Raw genomic sequence first — 21,815 nt, forward strand, 5'->3', positions numbered from 1 at the left:
AATGTCATGAAACGTTTGAGAAATTTATTCATTGCACTGATTGCTGTACTTTCAATAATCAGTATTTCAACACCGGCAAATGCAGCAGGATACTACTATAAGTACAATGGGTATAGTGGTAATAACTATCAATTTGTAAAGTCTAAGGCATTTATTAATGCGGTGAAGAAGGGTAAAGTCACTGTTAATGGAAAGACGGTTGTCAATAAGGTACCCATGGAATCAGTCGACAAATCATCAGAGACAATAATGACGTATAGTCTTGAGAACAAAAAGATTAAATCGAAATATATTCAAAGAAAGTATGATAGCGTATTCTTCCTGAATGATCATCTAAAGACGTACGCGATTATAATGCCCGTTAAAAAAGGTAAGATTACGAAACAACAATTTATCAAAATGTATGGTAAAAACTATGCTGAAGTGCAAGTAATCGATAATGAAATAAGTGTATATTATAAATTCAAAAATCATTACTTTGAAGGTGCTTTTAATAAAAAGAATCAACTGATTGCTGTCTCGATGAGTTCGCATATTGGCGGACAATTCGGCAAAGAATTTGACCACATGATATTTGGGAAATAATATGAAAATGCTGCAGTGTCTATGCTATAGATCTGCAGCATTTTCACTATATCATTTGCAGATACCATCCTAAAATTTGATAAGTAGTATAATGAAAGAAAAACTTATGAGGTGTGCTATGGACAAATGCTTAATTATTGGATCAACAGTCTGTGACGTAGTGATTAATGTAGATCAGCTACCGACGACAGCAGGTGACGTACATATATCAAATCAGACGATGGCACTTGGTGGATGTGCATACAATGTAGTGTCAGTATTACATCATCTAGGTGTGCCTTATACATTTGTATCCCCTGTGGGCACAGGAATGTACGGGGAGTTTGTCGCACGTGAGCTGGAGAAGCAAGGGATACAAACTGAAGTACGCGTCGAGGGAGAGAACGGATGCTGCTATTGTTTCGTTGAACATCATGGCGAACGTACATTTATGTCGCATCACGGTGTAGAGTATACGTTTAATCCACAATGGTTAGACGGTTTGAATTTAGATGATTACAAGTATGTTTATATATGCGGGCTAGAAATTGAAGAACGTGATGGAGAGCAGTTGATTGATACGTTAAGCAATGTTGATGCAACAATCATCTTCGCACCAGGACCACGCGGGAACTTGATTCCTCAAGAACGTATGGAACGCGTGTATCAACTCTCACCGATTGTACACTTGAATGAACAGGAGATTAAGGAGCAAACAGGTTGTGACACGGTTGAAGCGGCACTTGAAGTATTGTATGAGAAGACTCATAACAAGATTGTCGTAACACAAGGAGAGCAAGGTGCAATGACATATGACGGTATAATCACGCATGTGCCGGGAGAAAGCGTGAGAGTTAAAGATACGATTGGTGCTGGAGACAGCCATGCAGGTGCATTTATATCGAGCCTTGCTAAAGGAATGGATGACAAATCTGCACTGACATTCGCAAACAAAGTCGCAGCACAAGTAGTACAAGTGAGTGGGGTGGGATTGAGTGATGAGGTGTGGGGAAGAATGAAAAACTATAAAATTTACTAATGGGAAAATTATCAAATAGTAGTTGATCAAAGTAGTATTATATGATCCAATAAAGTAAATATATTTATTGAGGTGATTTAATATGCATGAAATAACTTCAGAAATGATTTCATTAGGTCAATTATTACTTGATGATAACAAATTGTTTTATATTCCAGAATTCCAAAGAGATTTTGTATGGAAAGATGAACAGGCAAGGGAATTAATTAATGATTTAAAAGAAGACACAGATGGATTTATAAAAGATAATGATGATTTACAAGGATATTTACTAGGAAATATTGTATTAATTGAAAATGATAAAAAACGTTATCTTGTAATTGATGGTCAACAAAGATTAACAACTTTGACATTACTTTTTAAAGTTTTATATGAAAGAATAGATAGCATAATTGAAAGATCAGAAGGTAAGGAAAGAGACAGGTGGTTAAAAAGAATTGGTCAAATAAGTAATGGTTATCAGGTTGTAGATGATGAAGATAACTTTAAAGGATTAAGAATTATTCATGATGAAGGATTGACATTTGGCGGATTTTACAGAGACTTAATAACTGACAAAATATCTGAAGATACTTTAATTATTAGTGATTCAGATAATAATATAAGGGAAGTGTATAATACGTTATCTGATGAATTATCTAATCTTAATGACGCACAAATGAGTAAATTTATCTCTTATATTAAAAATAAAGTGAAGTTAATAGTAACAACTGCACCTTCTGAAGGTAAGGCTTTTCAGTTATTTGAAGTATTAAATGATCGTGGTCGTTCATTAGAACCAATGGATTTAGTAAAAAATACATTTTTAAAAATCATAAGACAAAGTGGTTATAGTGATGAAGATGTTAAAATACTCAATATGAATTGGAAAGAGTTTATAGAGAACCTTCAAATAACGCCTAAAAAGAAAATAGCATCATCTATATTTATGAAACATTTTATAGGTTATGAATATAATAAAAATATAAAACAAGATCGATTATTCGATTTTTTTAAGAATCATTTAAAATTATCAGGAGATGACATTATCTCTCTAGTTAAAAAAATAAATAGATATTCTAAAATATATACATCAATAGAAAAAAATTCACTCGAGAATTATTATTTAAAAGATAATCAAGATATGTTTCTTATTTTTAAGCAATTTGGAATAAAACAATTTCATCCTATACTAATGAGTTTCTATGATGCTCCTGAAGATATAAAGACAGAAGTTGCTGATTTATGTTGTAGATATGGAGCATCGATTATCTTTTCATCTACACAAACAAATGTGATTGAAAAAGAAATGGTAAATATTATAGGGAAGATAAAGAGTAGAAAAACTTTTCAGGAAAAGTATGAATCTTTGAGGAGTCATATACAATCATTAATAAATAACAATTCTGAAAAATTAGTTACCAATATTGGAAAAAATAATTTTATTAATTCCACTGGAGGTACTCAAAAAAAGGTAAGAGATATGATGTATTTTATAGAATTGAAATTCAATAATAACACTCTTATTATTAGGCCTCCTAAGGGTAAAAGAATAACGATAGAACATATTTTGGCAAAGAAAACGGAAATAAACGATATGAATATTTATGGTTTTAATGATACTGATGAAATGAATAGGCACCTTAATCGAATTGGAAACCTAACTTTATTATATCATGATGAAAATACATCGATTGGAACAAGACAGTTTATAGAAAAATATGATACATACTTAAAATCTGACTTTATAGTTACTAAGTCAATTGTTACGAAACTTGAAACCACAATTAAAAATGGTGCAGAGACTGAAAGAATTAAGTTGTTGAATGAACACCAGCCGCAATATTTAAAAAATGAAAAATGGACGAAAGAATTAATTGAATTAAGAAGTAATAAAATTTCATGTTTAGTAGATTTAATAATTAAAGGCAGTATAACAAAATAGTTAATACATTTATTTTATGATTCCATGAAAATATTCCTAACTTCAAAAGTTGGGAATATTTTTATAAATTAATCAATAAATCATATTTGAATCATGAAATAATACATTCTTTGCTATAATTATATTAACTAATTGTAAGGAGTACATAGATGGAAAATATAAAGATAAACTATTACGACTTTAACAAAAATGTATTACCTGATATCAAGGATCCTGTATTAGACGGTTATCCAATTGTATATATTTTAAATAATGATTTATCACATCCTGAAGCATACATAGGCCAGACTGTACAAGTAAAAAGTAGAATGAAAAATCATTTAACAAATAAAGATAGAAAGAAATTAGATAAAATGATTTTAATTGGACATGATAAATTCAATCAATCTGCAACCTATGATATAGAGACAAACCTTATTAATCATTTTATCGCTGATGAAAAATATAAGTTACAAAACAAGAGTCAGACTGCTCAGCAAATGACACATAACTACTATGACAAGTCATATTATCATTCTGTAATTTTTGAAGACATATGGGATAAATTAAGAAAAGATGGCATTGTGAAGCACACAATAGAGGATATCCGTAATCGAGATGTGTTTAAACTTTCGCCGTTTAAAGAGCTTTCTGAAGCACAGATGGATTTAAAAACTAAAATTATTGAGTTTTGTAATAATCATATTAATGATGACAAAAAAGCTGTATTTTTAATAAAAGGTGATGCTGGGACTGGCAAAAGTGTTGTTTTAAGTTCGACATTTAATACGATTCAAGATTTATCAAAGAACAAAGATTTTATATATTTAGAAAACACAATAGAAAACAATCTATTTAACTCTAAAAATTACTTATTAGTAAATCATAATGAAATGTTGAAGACATATGTAACTATTTCTGAAAGCTTAACTAATTTAAAGAAAAACAACTTTTTAAAACCAACGTCATTTATAAATAAAAGTAAATCTGAGAAGATAAAAGCAGATATTACTTTAGTAGATGAGGCGCATTTGTTATTAACACGACCAGATAGTTTTAATTCATTTAAAGAAAATAATCAGTTAGAGGAAATCATCAAGCATAGTAAAGTAACGATAATCGTATATGACGAAAGACAATATTTAAAGATTAAATCTTCATGGTCTGAAAATATATTGAATAAAATTTTAAAAGGTACAAATAGTGAAGAGTTTATATTAGATAGCCAGTTTAGAATGCAAGCTGATCAAGACGTAATTAATTGGTTAGATGCATTTGTAAATAAAGAGATAAGAAAATTACCAAATTCAAATAGTGAAGAATTTGAATTTAAAGTTTTTGATAATGCATCCCGAATGCATGAAGCAATTATTGAGAAGAATGAAGAATTTAAATTATCTCGAGTTGTATCAACATTTGATTACATACATAAAAAAGATGGAAATGATTACTTTGTTGATGAGCCTGACTTTTCATTAGCTTGGAACAGGACTGATTATAAAAGCACTTGGGCTGAAGAACCTCAAACAATTAGAGAGGTTGGATCGATATATACAATTCAAGGGTTCGATTTAAACTATGTAGGAGTAATTCTTGGGCCTTCTATTGAATATGATAAAGAAAATCATTGTTTAAAGATTGATGTAACTAAGTATAGAGATACTGAAGCTTTTAGGCAGTCTTCTGAAGAGGTTAGAACAAAAGAAGAATTAATTAAAATGAAAGAACAAATCATTTTAAATTCAATGAATGTGTTATTAAAACGTGGTGTTAAAGGTTTATATATTTATGCAAGTAATGAAGAACTTAGAAAAGTATTATTGAATGGAGGTCTTCCACTTGAATCAAGAAATCATTGATTTAATTAATACGTTTAGAGAAGAAAGAAACTGGAATCAATATCACAATCCAAAAGATCTATCTCTATCATTAAGTTTAGAAGCGGCTGAACTTTTGGAAAACTTTCAATGGATATCAAGTGATGAAGCCGTTGAGAAAAATAGGGAAAATATCGCTGAAGAATTAGCGGATGTATTTATATATGGAATTCAGCTGGCAGAAGAAATGGGATTTGATATAGAGAAGATAATTAGGGAGAAAGTTAAGAAGAATGGAGAAAAATATAAAATATCTTAAACATAAGCAACACATATAAAAAATTGATGTTGACCTTTCTTCTTCACAAGCTTCTCAATAAATTCATTAGGAATTGATATTTGCATAATGTATCTCCTAAATACCATTACTAAGTCTCGTGAATACGACTTAATTTATAAAAAATAGAGATTGATTCCCTTTGTGTCAGTCTCAATAATTTTACAATAGTTTCAAGTTCACTTATCGTAAAATTATTACCATCATTCTTTCGTTTTTCTGTATAAAGAGAGCAACTTTTATCTAATTATCCAAAACTGACTATTGAAATATAAGGCAATCTGCCATCAAAACTAAGCGGATTATACGAAAGATATATTGATTGACCTCATGGAAACATCGTCTTATCAGGAAAAATAGGCTATTATATTCAGAATGGACATCTTGAAACTTCATACGGAGATATTACTAGTGTATATAGACGACAATATAATATTGATGCAACAAGACAAGAATTAAGAGCAAGAAGATATAGATATAGACATAAACTTATCCTACCTTTAGAAAAATTGATCAAGTGTTATGAACATGGTCATTGAGGAGATATATACGAAATGTGTCTTTGCTTAGAAATTGATCGTGGCCACTTTAATAATATTGTTGATGATTATAAAAGTAAGTTTGGCTATTATGTAAAATATGATGATCACAGAATACAATTTGAACCTTTAAAAATCGAAAAATATTAATTTGGATATTCAGCTTTTAGCGTTTATCATATAAATTTAAACAAGGAGATGGTTATCTTGGCAAAAAAGAAAGAAGAACAAATTTATTACGATGCCAATGGAAATCCCGTTGACATCAAAAAGAAACGCAATCCTTTCTTAATGGGTTGTCTTGGTCTACTCGCTTTATTTTTACTTTTAGGAGCATGTGGTGCAATATTCGGCAGTGAAGATGGTGGTAAAGAAACTAGTTCTACCGAAGAAGCTACTACAGAGGAAAAGACTGAAGAGAAAAAAACTGAAGAAGATGCTACTACTGAAGAAGTAACCACTGAGAAAGTAACGACCGAAGAAGCTACTACAGAGGAAAAGACCGAAGAAGTCACAACTGAGAAAGTAACAACGGAAGAAGCTACCACTGAAAAAAAGACTGAAGAAGAAAAAATCAGTTCGACTACACCAACAAGAGAAATGAAAAATGCTTTATCTGCAGCAGAAAACTATGTAGATTTAATGCCTTTTTCTAAAGCAGGTTTGTATCAACAACTTACTTCAAATGCTGGTGATAAATATCCACCTGAAGCTGCCCAATACGCTATAGATAATTTAAAAACTAATTATAAAGAAAATGCATTAAAAGCTGCTAAAAGTTACTTGGATTTAATGCCTATGTCAAATGATGAACTTTATCAACAACTTATTTCAAATGCTGGTGATAAATATACAGCAGAAGAAGCCCAATATGCTATTGATAATTTAGATTAATAAAACTCAATAATAAGGGTGCGTTTTACGTACCCTTATTTTTATACTCAAAATAAGGTATGGCGGTTGTATTACATTTAACCCCGCTGAATTTATTGAATAGAAAGTAAAAGACACAGTGAAAAAAGCCGAGTATATCACCCATAAAAACTCAAGTCATGGTAATGTGATTTGAGTTTTTTAATGTATAGCTTATTATATTAATTTTATCAATTATATATAATGGTGGAATGTAAATTGCATGGCTTAAAGTAAGATGATATATTTTGCGATAATACAAAAACGTAACTGGGGGATTGAAGGCCACCCAGACCAGATTATAAGTTGTATTTATGGCGTTTCTCTCTCTTCATATTAGGATTCAATGATTCCGAATTATTCTAGGTATCAAACAAAAACCAAACATCATTGTAATCGATTTCATTTCGTGATATATTTTATGTAATCGGTTACACAACGTGAGGAGAGTTAGGATGGCGACGATAAAAGATGTGGCGAAAGAAGCGGGTGTATCCGTTGCTACGGTATCTAGAGCGATGAATAGCTCAGGGTATGTGCACGAGGATACCTTGAAGAAGATTAATAGAGCGATTGAGACTTTAAAGTATAAGCCTAATGAAACGGCACGTACATTGTATAAGAAACAGTCGAAGATTATCGGTTTATTGTTGCCGGATATCAGCAATCCGTTTTTCACTGTCGTGGCGCGTGGGGTTGAGGATGCGGCGCTGGAGCGAGGGTTTCATGTTGTTATCGGCAACAGTGATCAGAATCGGGATAAGGAGCGTCAATATATTGATACGTTCCGGCTGCATAACTGTGTCGGTTTAATTTCTTCTGCGCTCGTATGGGAGGATGCGTTACAGTATATTCAATCTTCAAAGATGCTGCATGTGATGTTAGACCGTATCGGTGAGACAGAGTACTCTGTTGAAGCGGATCATTATAAAGGTGGCGTGTTACAGGCGGAATGTTTGCTGGATAATTGCTGTAAGAACATTTTAGTGATTACTGGTAATATGAAGTTTAGTTCTTTCAAGCATCGTCTAGAGGGTGCGATTCACACGCTTGAAGAGGGTGGTGCTGTCTTTGAGACTCTTGAGCTGAATGGTGAGGGTGTCGGTCATGCGTTGCTGGATCAAGTCCGATATAAGGCGTATGACGGAATCATCTGCTATAACGATTTAATCGCGATCCAGGTCATGGGGCTGCTACAGCATAATGGTGTCAACGTTCCGGGTGATGTTCAGGTGGTGGGTTATGACGACATACAAATCAGTGCGTCGTATTTCCCGAGTCTAACAACGGTAAGGCAGCCTTCGTATTTACTAGGGAGACTTGCGTGTGAGCAGTTAATTGATCTGCTGAATGGTAAGCAAGTGAGAAAAGAGATAAAGATAGATGTAAGCTTAGTTGAAAGAAAAAGTACAAGGAGTGAATAAAATGCGTGAGATTTATGTGATAGGTAGTGCTTCGATTGACTTAGTGGTTAAGAGTGACAGACGACCGCTGAAGGGTGAAACGATATTAGGTGAATCCTTCTTTATGACAACCGGCGGGAAGGGATCTAACCAGGCGGTGAGTGCGAGTCGTCTGGGTGGTAAGGTTAAGATGGTCGGTGCTGTAGGAGCGGATGACTTCGGGCAGCAAATCTTAGCGAACTTTAGAGAAAATAGCGTTGATGTATCCAATGTGGAATCGGTTACACATGTATCGAGTGGGACGGCACATATTACGTTATCAGAAGATGATAATTCGATTATCGTCGTGCCGGGTGCAAACTTTGCAGTGACAACTCATCAAGTCGCGCAAGTCCTGAGTGAGGCTGCAGAAGATGCGATAGTGGTACTTCAAAATGAGATTCCTAAAGACGTCATATTGTTCACTATTGATAAGTGTTATGAACTCGGATTAACGACAATCTATAATCCAGCACCATTTATAGAAATTGAACTAGATTATTTGAAGAAGGTGACTTACTTCACGCCTAATGAAACGGAAGTGAAAGAGTTGTTTGGTGAAGACTATGAAGAGGTCATCCAAGATTATCCGAACAAGATGATCGTAACACTAGGAGACAAAGGTGCTGTATTTTATAATGGTCAGCTTGTCAATGTGCCAGGTATTAAAGCAGATGTAGTGGATACAACAGGCGCCGGTGATACATTTAACGGTGCACTTGCAGTGGCATTAAGTGAAGGGATGGCACTTGATGATGCGATCTTATTTGCAAATAAGGCGGCGAGTATTTCTGTAACAGGCTTAGGTGCACAAGGCGGTATGCCCTATAGAGCGGTGATGACAGATGTATAAGACGGGGACGTTAAATAGTGAGATCTCTAAAGTGTTAAGTGACTTAGGACATACAGATACGATTGTCATCGCTGACTGTGGATTGCCTGTTCCAAAGGGTGTACAGAAGATTGATCTTGCAGTCAGACAAGGCTTACCTTCATTTATTGATGTCGTTGACGAGGTTGCACGGCACATGGTCATTGAACACGTCACTTTAGCTGAGGAGATAAAGGACAGCAACCCAGCAGTGTTGAAAGAGGTTGGCAGTATAGTGAAAGATATACCGAATGACTTTGTGACTCATGAACAATTTAAGACGCTGACAGAAAACTCGGAAGCCATCATAAGAACAGGAGAAGCCACGCCGTACGCAAATATTATTTTAAGAAGTGGTGTTAATTTCTAAGAGGAGGTGCTTTCATGATTAAAATGACGAATATCCATAAAGCATTTGGTGATAATAAAGTCTTACAAGGTGTAGATTTTGTGCTCAATGATCAGACCGTACATGCTTTGATGGGAGAGAATGGTGCCGGTAAATCAACATTGATGAATATCTTATCCGGTATTCATTCGAAAGATCAAGGAGAGGTCACTGTAGACGGCACGACAGTGAATTACAAGTCGCCGAAAGAATCTGAAGCAGCAGGGATTCAGTTTATTCACCAGGAACTTAATATATGGCCCGAGATGACGGTGCTTGAGAATTTATTTATCGGCAAAGAGATTACAAATAAGTTTGGCAAGATTGATGAAAAGAAAATGAAGCAAGAAGCATTACAAGTATTTGACCGTCTTGACTTCAGCTTGCCGCTCAATAAATTAGCAGGTGAATGTTCGATCGGTGAGCAGCAGATGATTGAAATCTCAAAAGCACTGATGACCGATGCTAAGGTCATCATTATGGATGAACCTACTGCAGCACTTACAGATAAAGAGATTGATAAATTATTCATCCTTATCGATAAATTAAAGTCTGAAGGCGTCAGCTTCGTCTATATTAGTCATCGTATGGATGAGATCTTTAAGATATCAGATGAGATTACCGTCATGCGTGATGGTGTAACAGTGATGCGTAAACGCACGGATGCAACGAGTTATAACGAACTTGTTCATGCGATGGTAGGACGTAGTCTAGATCAGCAGTTCCCAGACAGAACAGTGGAGCCAGGAGAAGTGATACTGGAAGTCGATCATTTATCCAATGATGCATTTGGAATGGATAATATTTCATTCAATCTAAGGGAAGGTGAAATACTAGGTTTCAGTGGATTGATGGGGGCAGGGCGAACAGAAATCATGCGTAGCTTATTCGGCATCGATAAAGGTGATAAAGCCGTTAAGATACTAGGGAAGAATGTTTCCATTAACAATCCGGGAGACGCAATAAGAAACGGTCTTGCCTTTATCACGGAAGACCGAAAAGATGAAGGCCTCGTACTCGATGCATCTATTAAAGACAATATGACCATGGCTAACATTAGAAGTTTTAGTCAATCTGGAGTTATTAAAAATGACCCTTTAGAATTATTTGTCAAACAAATGCAAGATAGATTGTCCATAAAATCTAACAAAGAATTACCGGTATCTTCGCTTTCAGGAGGGAACCAGCAGAAAGTCGTGATTGCAAAATGGGTGGGTAACGGACCGAAAGTATTAATATTAGATGAACCTACTCGCGGGATTGATGTTGGGGCTAAACGTGAGATATATAATCTCATGAATGAGCTTACTGAACGTGGCATTTCAATCATCATGGTATCTTCAGAAATGCCCGAGATCATCGGATTAAGTGATCGCGTATATGTACTACAAGAAGGCGTTATTCGTGGAGAATTAACTGGAGATAACATCACGCAAGAGAAAATAATGACACTCGCTACAGGAGGCGAATTAAATGAATAGTAAATCATTACAAAAGAGGGGTTTAATTGAACGCTTAGGACCATTATTAGGATTGCTTATTTTAGTAGTCATTATCACAATACTTAATAATGGCTTTATTGCACCGAATAATATTTTAAACTTATTAAGACAAGTTTCGATCAACGGATTAATTGCATTTGGGATGACATTTGTAATCTTAACAGGTGGGATTGATTTAAGCGTCGGTTCTATTCTTGCGCTATCCAGTGCACTGACTGCAATACTGATCACAAGCGGTGTAGATCCAGTGTTAGCATTGTGTCTTGGTGCATTGATCGGGACACTGTTAGGTGCCGTCAATGGAGTGCTTGTTACTTTTGGTAAGATGGCACCATTCATTGCAACGTTAGCGACGATGACAATTTTCAGAGGACTGACACTGGTTGTAACGAACGGTAACCCTATCACAAACTTGGGAGACAATTTCTGGTTCCAGGTATTCGGTAAAGGGTATTTCTTCGGGATCCCAGTACCTGCAGTAACAATGTTACTCGCATTTGGCGTGCTATATTTCTTGTTACATAAAACGGTATTTGGTAAAAACACATACGCAATCGGTGGTAATGAGAAAGCGGCATTTATTTCCGGTATTAAAGTCGATAAAGTCAAAATATTGATCTACTCTATTTCAGGATTAATGGCAGCGCTGGCAGGTGGCATACTGACATCACGTTTAAATTCTGCACAACCGACAGCGGGTACATCATATGAACTTGATGCCATTGCAGCAGTGGTGCTAGGTGGTACATCACTAACAGGAGGAAAGGGTCGAATATTCGGTACATTAATCGGCGTATTGATCATTGGTGTGCTGAACAACGGCTTAAACTTATTAGGAGTTTCTTCTTTCTACCAGCAAGTGATTAAAGGTATCGTAATTCTAATTGCCGTATTGATCGATCGCAAAAAATAAAACTAAAGAGGTGTAGCAATGAAAAGGATATTACCATTATTACTGATCGCTCTGTTAACTTTATCAGCATGCAGCCTAGAACCACCAGCATATCTAAAAGAAGATAAAGCAAATAAATCAAACAAAGATATTACGATTGGCGTAAGTTTATCAACATTGAATAATCCGTTCTTCGTCTCCATTAAAGAAGCGATCCAAAAAGAAGCCAAGAACAATAACTTCAAAATCAAGGTAGTCGATGCGCAAGATGATTCAGCGAAACAATCCAACGATATCGATGACTTGATTCAGCAGCAGGTAGACTATTTAATCATTAATCCAACTGACTCAGCAGCCATCTCTTCAGCAGTTCAAAATGCAAACGCTCAAGATATCCCTGTAATTACGTTAGACAGATCCGTTGAACAAGGAAAAGTAACGCAGTTTATAGCATCTGATAACGTCGCAGGGGGTAAGATGGCAGGGGAATATATCGTTAAACAAGTAGGAGAAAAAGCAAGTGTCGGCGAACTTGAAGGCGTGCCTGGTGCCAGTGCAACGCGTGAAAGAGGAAAGGGATTCCATATTGTTGCTGACAAACAATTAACAGTAGCATCAAAACAAACGGCTAAATTCAATAGAGCAGAAGGTTTGAATGTCACTCAAAATATGATCCAGTCACACCCTGACATTAAAGCAATATTTGCCCATAATGATGAAATGGCACTAGGTGCGATTGAGGCAATTGGTACAAAAGACATACTCGTCGTTGGCTTCGATGGCAATGACGATGCGATGAAATCTATCAAAAATAAAAAACTAGATGCAACCATTGCACAACAACCCGCATTGATGGGTGAAGATGCAGTTAAAGCAATATTAGATTTAAAAGATGGAAAGAAAATTAAATCAGAAGTAAAAGTACCACTGAAACTTGTGGAACAATAAAGAAGGAAAAAGACCTGCAAAATATAAATTTGCAGGTCTTTTTGAAGATTAAGGTATATAATTTAAGATTTTAAAATTTATATTTTATGAGTTATTAATCATTTTCTATAAATGTATCCGCTATTTCTAATCACATAAAATTTCTAAAACAATAAGAGAATAAAAAAATTTCTTTCATTTAAAACATCATACTCTTTTTGCAAAGAAATTTGATAAATCATACTTCAGCTTTTCATGATTAATCCTTCTTATAAGTACGTCGATTGTAAAATTAAGCTAGACAACAAAAAAGCCTTCTATGCTAAACTCAATATGTATTTCCGACCAAAGAAAACATAAGGAGTTAGTACAGAATGGCCTATAAAACATCTTAACACGGATGAACTCACGTTCATAGAAACATATTATGATCAAATCGAAGGTGAGAAATTGTCTAGCTTATTTTGACAAATGAAAGTATTAAATCAATATTAAATTTGTTCTTCTATCAAGTACATGTCATATTAATGCTTATAATCTCCGTTAATGATTTCAACCATTTCAATGTTTACGATATCTTTATTTGTTGTATAGTTCACCTCAACGTGATAATTATTAGTTTTAATGCTATCATATATCGTTTTATGAGTATTTTCATATTCTTCAAAAGGTACAGCCCAGTGGCCTTTTAGATTGATGATACTCACATTTTGATCTTCTACATCAATTGTAATGGAATGAATCGGATAATTATTGTCATCAATATTCGGACCTGTTCCATTCTTTAATTCAAAGCTAAAATTATCGTATACTGCAGTCCCATCTTTACTCTCAGCAGTATTAGTTTTTTAATCATTATATGGATCTTTGTCCGTTTCTTTTAACAATCCGAACCCTTCAATTTCAAAAGTATTTCGCTTAATAGATTCAGCGAAGCACTCTGATAATATATCTGGAACATTATAATGACTGAAACCATCTACCAATGTAATATTCTCTTCATCTTCATTCTCATTATCTTCATTCATCTAAGACTCATTCATTCTTATTTTCATGATGTCATAAGTTAGGTCGGCTATATCTTTATTAGCTACTATCTTTTTTTGTATATCTTCGCTAATATTTAAAATATTAATATCAATAGAATGCACCTTTTTCTGAGAGACATTAACTACGAAATTATCATATTCATAGGATGTAACCTCTAAGACATCTTTATACTTCTCAGAAAACTTATTAAAGTCTTTTATACCAATTTCATTTGCCATGTTTTCATCAATTTTGTCAGTAGAAACACTTATAGCTTTCCCTAGCTTTTTTTCAATAAGATTTTCGTCACTATTTATCTTAATGCTGTTTACATTAAACTGACCATTTTTAAGATAATTACCAAATATTTATCTCGAGGGTCTATATTTAATTCAAGTCTAGTTCCTTCTTTACCTTTAGTTATTTGAAATATTTCTTGTACACTATTTTGATTAATTACTGATGCAGTTGAATTTTTATCGTTTGATGCATTATTACATGCCCCTAATAATAATGATACTGAAGTAAAAGCTATCGCAAATTTTTTCATTTTAATCGTCTCCAAATTAATGTTTTTTCAATTGCTACGATAATATGTTGTTAATATTATAAAAACAATACATTTTTCCTTGAATTTACATCAGTAAATCTCTCGATAGCAGCAGCGCTGTCGACCATTTGTCATGCCATATTGATCAGTATCTTTGACTGATATCCAATTGAGATACAAGCTGGCATGGCGTGCTATAGCGCATCTTACTAAATAATTATAAGCTCAGTACTGATTAGGTGCTGAACTTTATTAGAGGAATGATTATTAGATAGGTTACACTCTATTTCACTTGATTCCAATAAAATAGTGTAAGACTTTATTTTTTATAATATTGATTGCTTGCGAAAAAAATGTAAAAATATAAAAAAGGACTAGTATTATATTGGGATGATGTATATAATAAAATTTGTTAAAACTTACGCTATGTTTTATGGTAATGATTGAAAGAATGGTTGTAGTTGCATGATAATATTGCACAATATAAAAAGAATAAGAAAGTGGTGATGAGCATTAACAAATTATTAAATTTGCTGACGAGCCTTATAATTGTAATTACTTTCTGCTTGAGCCCGAGCTTTGCTTCAGCACAAGATAATGATAGCGTTCCTGAAACTAGTAATCCGAATATGTTGTATGTGGAGCAGAAGGGTGAAAGTAATAATAAGGTACTGTGGCATCTGAAGGCGAATGAAGCGAATTCAAGATTGAAGGACGTAGTCATTAAAATGGAACTGCAAGGTGGGCATGATGTCAATCTTGTAGAATTAAATACTTTGCTCAATGCTAAAGGGATAACAGTGACGCAACCAGATCCGCAAAAGAAAGTATTTCTACTGAGCATCAAAGCATTAGAGGAACCATTAAATGTTGAGTTTTCTTCTGTAATTACAGATAATCAGCAGTCAAATTACAAGTTGTCGTTATCAGCAGACATAAATCAGCACGTTACAGCAAGCGATATCTACTTTGTTAAAACACAACTAAGTGGAAAGCTTCAATATAAGGATGTGCCTGATAAAGTAACACCTCCGGCACTAGAAGTTGAACTGATTGATAAGCAGCATCAGACTGTTGTCGACCGTACTGTTGTAAATCCTGATCATCTCGAATATACATTTGATCAACTCAACAAATTTAACATTGATAATCAGCTGATAGAGTATGAAGTGCGCCCTAAGGCAACTGGCAACTACAAAGTTGATGTAAAGTCAAACGATATCTTACTGCAGTATCTTTCCGCAAAGATAGAAGGGGATGTTCGTAACGAGTCGGGCAAACCGCTAAATATAAAGATTATCAATAAAGCAACAGGATCAATCGTAGATGAAGTGCTGGTAGACGGAGCACAATCTCGTTATACAAAAGACAACCTACCGCTTAACGATGACCAAGGAAATGGAATCGATTACGATATTAAAGTAGAGGACACAGAAGGATTTAAGGCTACAACGTCAAAATTTGATATTGAAGTCACTAAAGATAAATCAGCAGATACTCATCCTGAGAATAGTGTAGAAACAAAACAAGACGACCAGCCTAAAGCAGACGTTAAAGTAGCGGAGAAAGATGAAGCATCAGCCGAGCCTACAGCACGACCAAAGGTAGAGGATAAAGCAAAGGCAGAGGATAAAGCAAAGGCAGAGGATAAAGCAAATGAAATATCTGCAAAGCAAGATATAAATAAAAGTACTACGAATAATTCATTGAAAAGATCGTTAGTCTATGCAGCACCTAAAGAAATCCCGCTGCTTAGCACATTCAGCCTTGCAAACGTCAACTTACTGGGCTTTGCACCAATGAACAATGTAGCTGGAGTAGCTGACGATCCATATCCTACATATAAAGGGCAAATCAGCAACATGGCTTGGGATGAAAAAGGACTGTATCGCAATAGAACTCCACAGCCTGTTGAATATAATGAATCATTTCAGTGGAAAAAAGCACAACCGACTTCAACTGAAAATGAATATGCAATTGATTTAAAAACACAAGGCCGTGCATCTGTTACACAAGAAACGGTAGATATCGTTCTTGTGGTTGATAATTCAGCAAGTATGGGCACTATTATAGGAAATGGAAAGACACGCTGGCAGAGTATGAAAGATGATGTATTCCAATTCATAGATGAGGTAACGCGGGCTAATACAGCGGCTAATACTAAAATAAGAATCGATGTCGTTAACTTTGCTTCAGCATTGAGACCCGAGATTAATTCAGGATTTTCAGGAGATCCTGCAGTTATTAAATCTAAGTTCTACCCAAGTTATGTTCCAAGTGGTCAAGGGGGTGGAACATTTACTCAGCAAGGTTTAATAAGTGGCTCCAATAAACTTGGTACATCCAGGGCTTCAAAGAAAGTGATGGTTGTACTTACAGACGGTGCACCGACTTTAAGTTACTTGGGGACTCGTGCTACTGGTAGTGAGAACATCACATCGTTTAGCGACTATGTTAAAGGAAATGGAACGAACTTTCAGTTATATGGTTATTTCAGAGATTATGGTACACACAATCCTTATACTGTAAATGGTTATGATATTATCAATCATGGTCAGCCGACGATTTCAGAGGCGAAGTTAATTAAAAACTCAAGACCAGATTTTGATATCTTCTCTATTGGATTAGATACAACCGTAGCAAGCGGAGGTGCAACCGAAGATGATATGAACAATGTGCTCAATAACATTGCATCAAGACCGGAATATGCATTTATAACAAAGGACTCTGCTTCAGAACTGTCAAAAACATTATCAAAGATTTCACAAAGTGTATCGAATAGTATCTCTAATGGCGTTGTAACTGATCCGATGGGGCCTATGTATGATCTCAATTTAGGTAGTGACAATATATTGGATAAGTCCGACTACACGTTAACCGCCTCCAACCCAGATCTATTAAAGAGTGTAACGGTTAATTATGATTCAAACACAAAGACATTAAAGATGAATGGATTAAATTTAGGAAAAGGTGAATGGGTTAATCTTAACTATAAAGTTAAGTTGAGAGTAACAGACGACAATTTTGTGGAAAATCAGTGGTATCCAATGAATGGTACTACAACATTGAAACCATCTAGTACCTCTATCAATTTAAGAGAGTATCCAGTTCCTGAAGCTAAAGCGAAAAGTCCATCTTATAGCTTTGTATTTAATAAGGTGGATGATAATGAAAAACCATTACAAGGAGCAGTTTTTGAACTGAAAGACGCCAGTGGGAATATATTGAGCCGAACTTCTAGTTCTAGTGGACAAGTTCAATTTGATAACTTAAAAAAGGGACGATATACTCTGACAGAAAAAAGTGCACCTAATGGCTTCATAAAAGATTCTAAAGTTTACACTGTCGTTATTGCTAGTAACGGTGAAATTAGAATAGATAATGTACTTTATACCGATACAAATAAATTTAAGATAATTAATAAAAAGTTATTAGGTTCAATAGAGGTAATCAAACATAAGACTGGTAATGAAAATGAACTGTTACGTGGTGCAAAGTTTGAACTGAGAAATTCAGCAGGCGACCTAATTGGTACACTGACGACTGGACCAGATGGAAAGGTATTATTTAAAGCATTACCTCTAGGTAACTACACACTGAAAGAAGTTCAAGCGCCAAAGAATTATCAGTTAAATAGTGAGCCTATTAATATTACGGTTAAAAACGATGAAAAAGTAATCGTTAAAGTTCCTAACAAAAGCAACAGTGATATCTTACCGAATACAGGGGGAACAGGAACCATATTCTACACTTTATTAGGCCTACTTATCATGGTAATTGCCGTGTGGAGCAGAAAGCAAGTATCGAAACCTTAATAATTATCCTGTGTAAGCAGGTTATTATAAAAAAACATAAAATATCAGGAGGCAATTATGTCTAAATTTACACAGCGTTTGTCAATATTTTTAATAGTTACACTTGTATTAGGATTAGTATTACCTGTAAAAGCATCAGCAGCAACAGGGAAAGTAACAGATTTAACAATTCATAAAATAACAGGTTCTGAAGAAACAACAGCCACTTATGATCAGTTAGTAAATGGTACTGCGCCTGCAGGATCAAAGCCGATTTCTAATATTTCATTTACTTACTGGAAAGTAACATCAGAACAATTAAAGCAGTTGAAAGCGAATCCTCAGAATTATGATACGTTAGAAAAAGTACGTACTTTACTATCAGAACCGACAGGAACAACTCCGAAAACAGCAGCAGACGGAACAACTAAAGTACCAAATTTAGCAGAAGGTTACTACTGGTTCATCGAAGATAAATCAACAGCAATTAAAGATGCTAAAGCAGTACCATTTGGACTTGAGCTTCCGATCACTAATGAAGCAGGAACAGGTTACATTAATGATCTACATGTATTCCCGAAGAATACATTACAAGACTTACCGACAATCGATAAGGATGTTAAATCTGATGATACAAAGTCTGCATCATTTGCAGTAGGTGAATCATTCAACTGGATTATTCAGCCTTCTGTACCAAAGGGTATCGAAGAGTATGAAAAGTTTGAAGTTACTGATACAATCGATTCAAGATTGACATTTGAAGGTACGGAAAAAGTAAAAGTTACGATTAACGGTAACGCACTTACATCAGGAGTCGACTATACAGCAACTGAGAATAATAATAAATTAGTAGTAAGCTTTACAAAAGCAGGTCTAGGTAAATTAAATGTAGAAAATCCTAAACTAGAAATCTTTGTGCCAACAATGATCAATGACACAGCGGTTATGGGATTACCTATCAGTAATGATGCCACTTTAAACTTTGATAATGGTCACGGTGTCACAACTCAACCTGGTACAGACACACCACCACCTACTGTACCTGATACAGATATTCCGAAAGTCTATGCTGGCGGAAAGAAATTTGTTAAGACAAATGGTCAAGGTACTAATCTAGGTGAAGCAGAATTTGTTATCATGAATGGTGCAGGAGACTACCTTGTTCAAGACGGTAACCTTAAAGTTTCATGGACGAAATCTGAAAACGATGCGACGAAATTTATCTCATCAGCAGATGGTAAATTTGAAGTCAAAGGATTAGCGTATGGTGATGACAATACTAATAATACAGGTGCAACAACTTATAAAATTAAAGAGGTAAAAGCACCTAAAGGTTACTCATTACCAACAAATCCAGTTACAGAATTTACTGTAAACTCAACATCTTACCATGCTGACCCATCAGCTACAGTATTAGCAGATGCAACAGCACAAGAAATCATCAATAAGAAAACTGAAATACCAAACACTGGTGGAATCGGTACAGTTATCTTCACGGTGATAGGTGTTGGACTAATGGCGCTGGCTTTAGTATTCTTTAGAAGAAAGCAAGCATAACTTTGTAAAATGTGGTGGACACTGTCCACCTCATTTTTTTGATAAGGAAGGCGATTTTTTTGAAATCCGAAAAGAAAAAAAAGAAAAATATAATCTCTAATTTGATATTCGGCTTGATATTCTTCGCTGGATTCGGCATATTGATCTATCCTATGATCAGTGCGATATATTACGACTATGAAGCGAGTAACGAAGTTAATGATTTCAATAAAGAAGTTGAACTGCTGTCAGATCAGCAGATTAAAGCACGTATCGATAAGGCGAAAGCGTATAATCAGTCGTTAACAGGAAATGAAGCCTTACACGACGCCTATAGTAAAGCACAAGAACAAGAAGGTCAACGTGAATATGCAAAGATGCTGGAAGTACATGAGAAAATAGGTCATGTTGAGATACCTGCTATTCATCAGGATATCCCCTTATTTGCGGGAACAACGGAAAGAGTGCTTCAAAAAGGACTGGGACATCTTGAGAATACTTCCTTACCTGTAGGTGGAAAGAACACCCATAGTATCATCACAGGACACAGAGGGCTGCCTGATAAAAAGTTGTTTACCGATCTTGATAAAATGAAGATAGGGGACATGATATACGTTCATAATATTCAAGGGATACTAGCCTACAAAGTTGAACGTATCAAGGTGATAAAGCCAGACGATTTCAGTGATTTGAAAATAAAAAAAGATACAGACAGATTAACACTACTGACATGTACACCATACATGGTAAATTCACATCGGCTGATAGTGACTGGCCATCGCGTTCCATATGTGCCTGAAGCGACGGGCCATCAATCGACTCAGGAACCATGGTGGTATAAATTTTTATATGTCTATAAGAATTATTTGATAGGTATCGGATTATCTATTGTAATCTACCTGCTCTATCGATATTTCAAAAAATATAGAAAGAAAAAAGTAGATCGATGAGCAAGAAGACGGCAATTATTGTCTTTATTGCAGGTTTGCTTATCTGTTTGTATCCTTTGGTTGTAAAAGTCTATTACAATTACGATATGTCCTATCAATCAAAAGCATTGGATAGACAGTTTCAAGTGAACGATACACATCAGAAAGTGAAATATGCACAGTTTGAAGCCTATAACCGTGATATGCTATTATCTCAAAATATTGAAACACCTAAAGTTAAAGTCCAAACCAACAATCAATATAATGAACAACATGCCACAGATGATACAATAGCAACCATAAAAATTCCGAAACTCAATCTTCACTATCCAGTATATGATCAAGCTACTCCTGAGAACTTAAATAGAGGAGTATCTCGAGTAATAGGCACAAGTTTTCCGGTAGGTGGGCGTTCAACTAATAGTGTCTTAGCAGCACACAGCTACTCACCCTATCATGAATGGTTCACACATATCGATAAGCTTGATAATGGAGATAAGATTATTATCAATAACTTCAAGGAAACTCTTTACTATAAAGTATATGACAGAAAGGTAGTCAGTCCCGATCAGGTAGAGGCATTATCGATTATTAAAGGAAAAGATATTATTACGTTATTAACATGTACGCCTTCTGGAGCAGATAGAATATTAATCTATGCAGAGAGAACAACAAAGGATGGCAATAAGATAAAGCATCCTAAAACAAAGCCACTTTCTCAGGAGCAATCGTTGATGGAAAGATTGAAAGTGCTTTCGGATTCATGGTTTGTGATAGTCGTAATTCTCTTGTTGTCACTAGCTTTTATAAAAAAGATTATGAATCAATAATATAAATACAGTGA

General features: G+C 34.8%; 20 protein-coding genes. 16 read left to right on the plus strand and 4 right to left on the minus strand.

Annotation, left to right across the window (positions count from 1 at the left end; genetic code table 11):
* Nucleotides 1-6 precede the first annotated feature (6 nt).
* The 12 genes from KYI10_01835 to KYI10_01890 all read left to right on the plus strand — a co-directional run bounded on the left by KYI10_01835 (nt 7) and on the right by KYI10_01890 (nt 13,154).
* Nucleotides 7-585, plus strand: a complete 579-nt coding sequence (locus tag KYI10_01835) for a hypothetical protein (GenBank protein ID QYA33205.1) — start codon at nt 7-9, stop codon at nt 583-585.
* Between the two features lie 118 nt (nt 586-703).
* A complete protein-coding gene (locus KYI10_01840) occupies nt 704-1,603 on the plus strand; it encodes a PfkB family carbohydrate kinase (protein QYA33206.2) in 900 nt (299 codons plus the stop codon).
* Nucleotides 1,604-1,685: 82 nt separating this feature from the next.
* Nucleotides 1,686-3,527 carry a DUF262 domain-containing HNH endonuclease family protein gene (locus KYI10_01845; protein ID QYA33207.1) on the plus strand — a complete coding sequence of 614 codons (1,842 nt, stop codon included), beginning with the start codon at nt 1,686-1,688 and terminating at the stop codon, nt 3,525-3,527.
* 149 nt (nt 3,528-3,676) lie between these two features.
* Entirely contained in the window at nt 3,677-5,365 is a 1,689-nt protein-coding gene (locus KYI10_01850; GenBank protein QYA33208.1) for a DUF2075 domain-containing protein, read from the plus strand.
* Nucleotides 5,331-5,642 (plus strand): nucleotide pyrophosphohydrolase, encoded by a 312-nt coding sequence (locus tag KYI10_01855; GenBank protein QYA33209.1) that lies wholly within the window; start codon nt 5,331-5,333, stop codon nt 5,640-5,642. Before KYI10_01850 ends, KYI10_01855 begins: the two co-directional genes overlap by 35 nt.
* A gap of 764 nt (nt 5,643-6,406) precedes the next feature.
* The gene (locus KYI10_01860; protein QYA33871.2) at nt 6,407-7,093 is read left to right on the plus strand and encodes an Ltp family lipoprotein; all 687 of its coding nucleotides are present in this window, start codon (nt 6,407-6,409) and stop codon (nt 7,091-7,093) included.
* A 473-nt stretch (nt 7,094-7,566) separates the two neighbouring features.
* A complete protein-coding gene (locus KYI10_01865) occupies nt 7,567-8,535 on the plus strand; it encodes a LacI family DNA-binding transcriptional regulator (GenBank protein ID QYA33210.1) in 969 nt (322 codons plus the stop codon).
* Nucleotide 8,536: 1 nt separating this feature from the next.
* Nucleotides 8,537-9,406: a ribokinase gene (gene rbsK, locus KYI10_01870; GenBank protein ID QYA33211.1), complete on the plus strand. Its 870-nt coding sequence runs from the start codon at nt 8,537-8,539 to the stop codon at nt 9,404-9,406.
* Nucleotides 9,399-9,794 carry a D-ribose pyranase gene (rbsD, locus tag KYI10_01875; protein QYA33212.1) on the plus strand — a complete coding sequence of 132 codons (396 nt, stop codon included), beginning with the start codon at nt 9,399-9,401 and terminating at the stop codon, nt 9,792-9,794. Before rbsK ends, rbsD begins: the two co-directional genes overlap by 8 nt.
* 14 nt (nt 9,795-9,808) lie before the next feature.
* Complete coding sequence (locus KYI10_01880; GenBank protein QYA33213.1) at nt 9,809-11,293, plus strand: sugar ABC transporter ATP-binding protein; 1,485 nt, start codon at nt 9,809-9,811, stop codon at nt 11,291-11,293.
* Complete coding sequence (rbsC, locus tag KYI10_01885; protein ID QYA33214.1) at nt 11,286-12,227, plus strand: ribose ABC transporter permease; 942 nt, start codon at nt 11,286-11,288, stop codon at nt 12,225-12,227. Before KYI10_01880 ends, rbsC begins: the two co-directional genes overlap by 8 nt.
* Nucleotides 12,228-12,245: 18 nt before the next feature.
* A complete protein-coding gene (locus KYI10_01890; protein ID QYA33215.1) occupies nt 12,246-13,154 on the plus strand; it encodes a substrate-binding domain-containing protein in 909 nt (302 codons plus the stop codon).
* Between the two features lie 503 nt (nt 13,155-13,657).
* Here KYI10_01890 and KYI10_01895 read toward each other — a convergent pair.
* From KYI10_01895 to KYI10_01910, 4 genes are all read right to left on the minus strand, one after another.
* On the minus strand, nt 13,658-13,840 hold the full coding sequence (locus tag KYI10_01895) for a hypothetical protein (GenBank protein QYA33216.1): 183 nt from the start codon (nt 13,838-13,840) through the stop codon (nt 13,658-13,660).
* 141 nt (nt 13,841-13,981) lie between these two features.
* Nucleotides 13,982-14,161 (minus strand): hypothetical protein, encoded by a 180-nt coding sequence (locus KYI10_01900; GenBank protein QYA33217.1) that lies wholly within the window; start codon nt 14,159-14,161, stop codon nt 13,982-13,984.
* A complete protein-coding gene (locus KYI10_01905) occupies nt 14,162-14,401 on the minus strand; it encodes a hypothetical protein (protein ID QYA33218.1) in 240 nt (79 codons plus the stop codon).
* Nucleotides 14,402-14,490: 89 nt separating this feature from the next.
* Complete coding sequence (locus tag KYI10_01910; protein QYA33219.1) at nt 14,491-14,712, minus strand: hypothetical protein; 222 nt, start codon at nt 14,710-14,712, stop codon at nt 14,491-14,493.
* Nucleotides 14,713-15,173: 461 nt separating this feature from the next.
* Between KYI10_01910 and KYI10_01915 the strand changes: the two genes are divergently transcribed.
* The 4 genes from KYI10_01915 to KYI10_01930 are packed head-to-tail and all read left to right on the plus strand — an operon-like array spanning nt 15,174 to nt 21,801.
* Complete coding sequence (locus tag KYI10_01915; protein ID QYA33220.1) at nt 15,174-18,527, plus strand: SpaA isopeptide-forming pilin-related protein; 3,354 nt, start codon at nt 15,174-15,176, stop codon at nt 18,525-18,527.
* Between the two features lie 57 nt (nt 18,528-18,584).
* Nucleotides 18,585-20,063, plus strand: a complete 1,479-nt coding sequence (locus tag KYI10_01920) for a SpaH/EbpB family LPXTG-anchored major pilin (protein QYA33221.1) — start codon at nt 18,585-18,587, stop codon at nt 20,061-20,063.
* Nucleotides 20,064-20,077: 14 nt separating this feature from the next.
* Entirely contained in the window at nt 20,078-20,992 is a 915-nt protein-coding gene (locus KYI10_01925; protein QYA33222.2) for a class C sortase, read from the plus strand.
* Nucleotides 20,989-21,801 (plus strand): class C sortase, encoded by an 813-nt coding sequence (locus KYI10_01930; GenBank protein QYA33223.1) that lies wholly within the window; start codon nt 20,989-20,991, stop codon nt 21,799-21,801. Before KYI10_01925 ends, KYI10_01930 begins: the two co-directional genes overlap by 4 nt.
* Nucleotides 21,802-21,815 lie beyond the last annotated feature (14 nt).

This window comes from Macrococcus sp. 19Msa1099 (assembly GCA_019357535.2).
Classification (GTDB): Bacteria; Bacillota; Bacilli; order Staphylococcales; family Staphylococcaceae; genus Macrococcoides; species Macrococcoides psychrotolerans.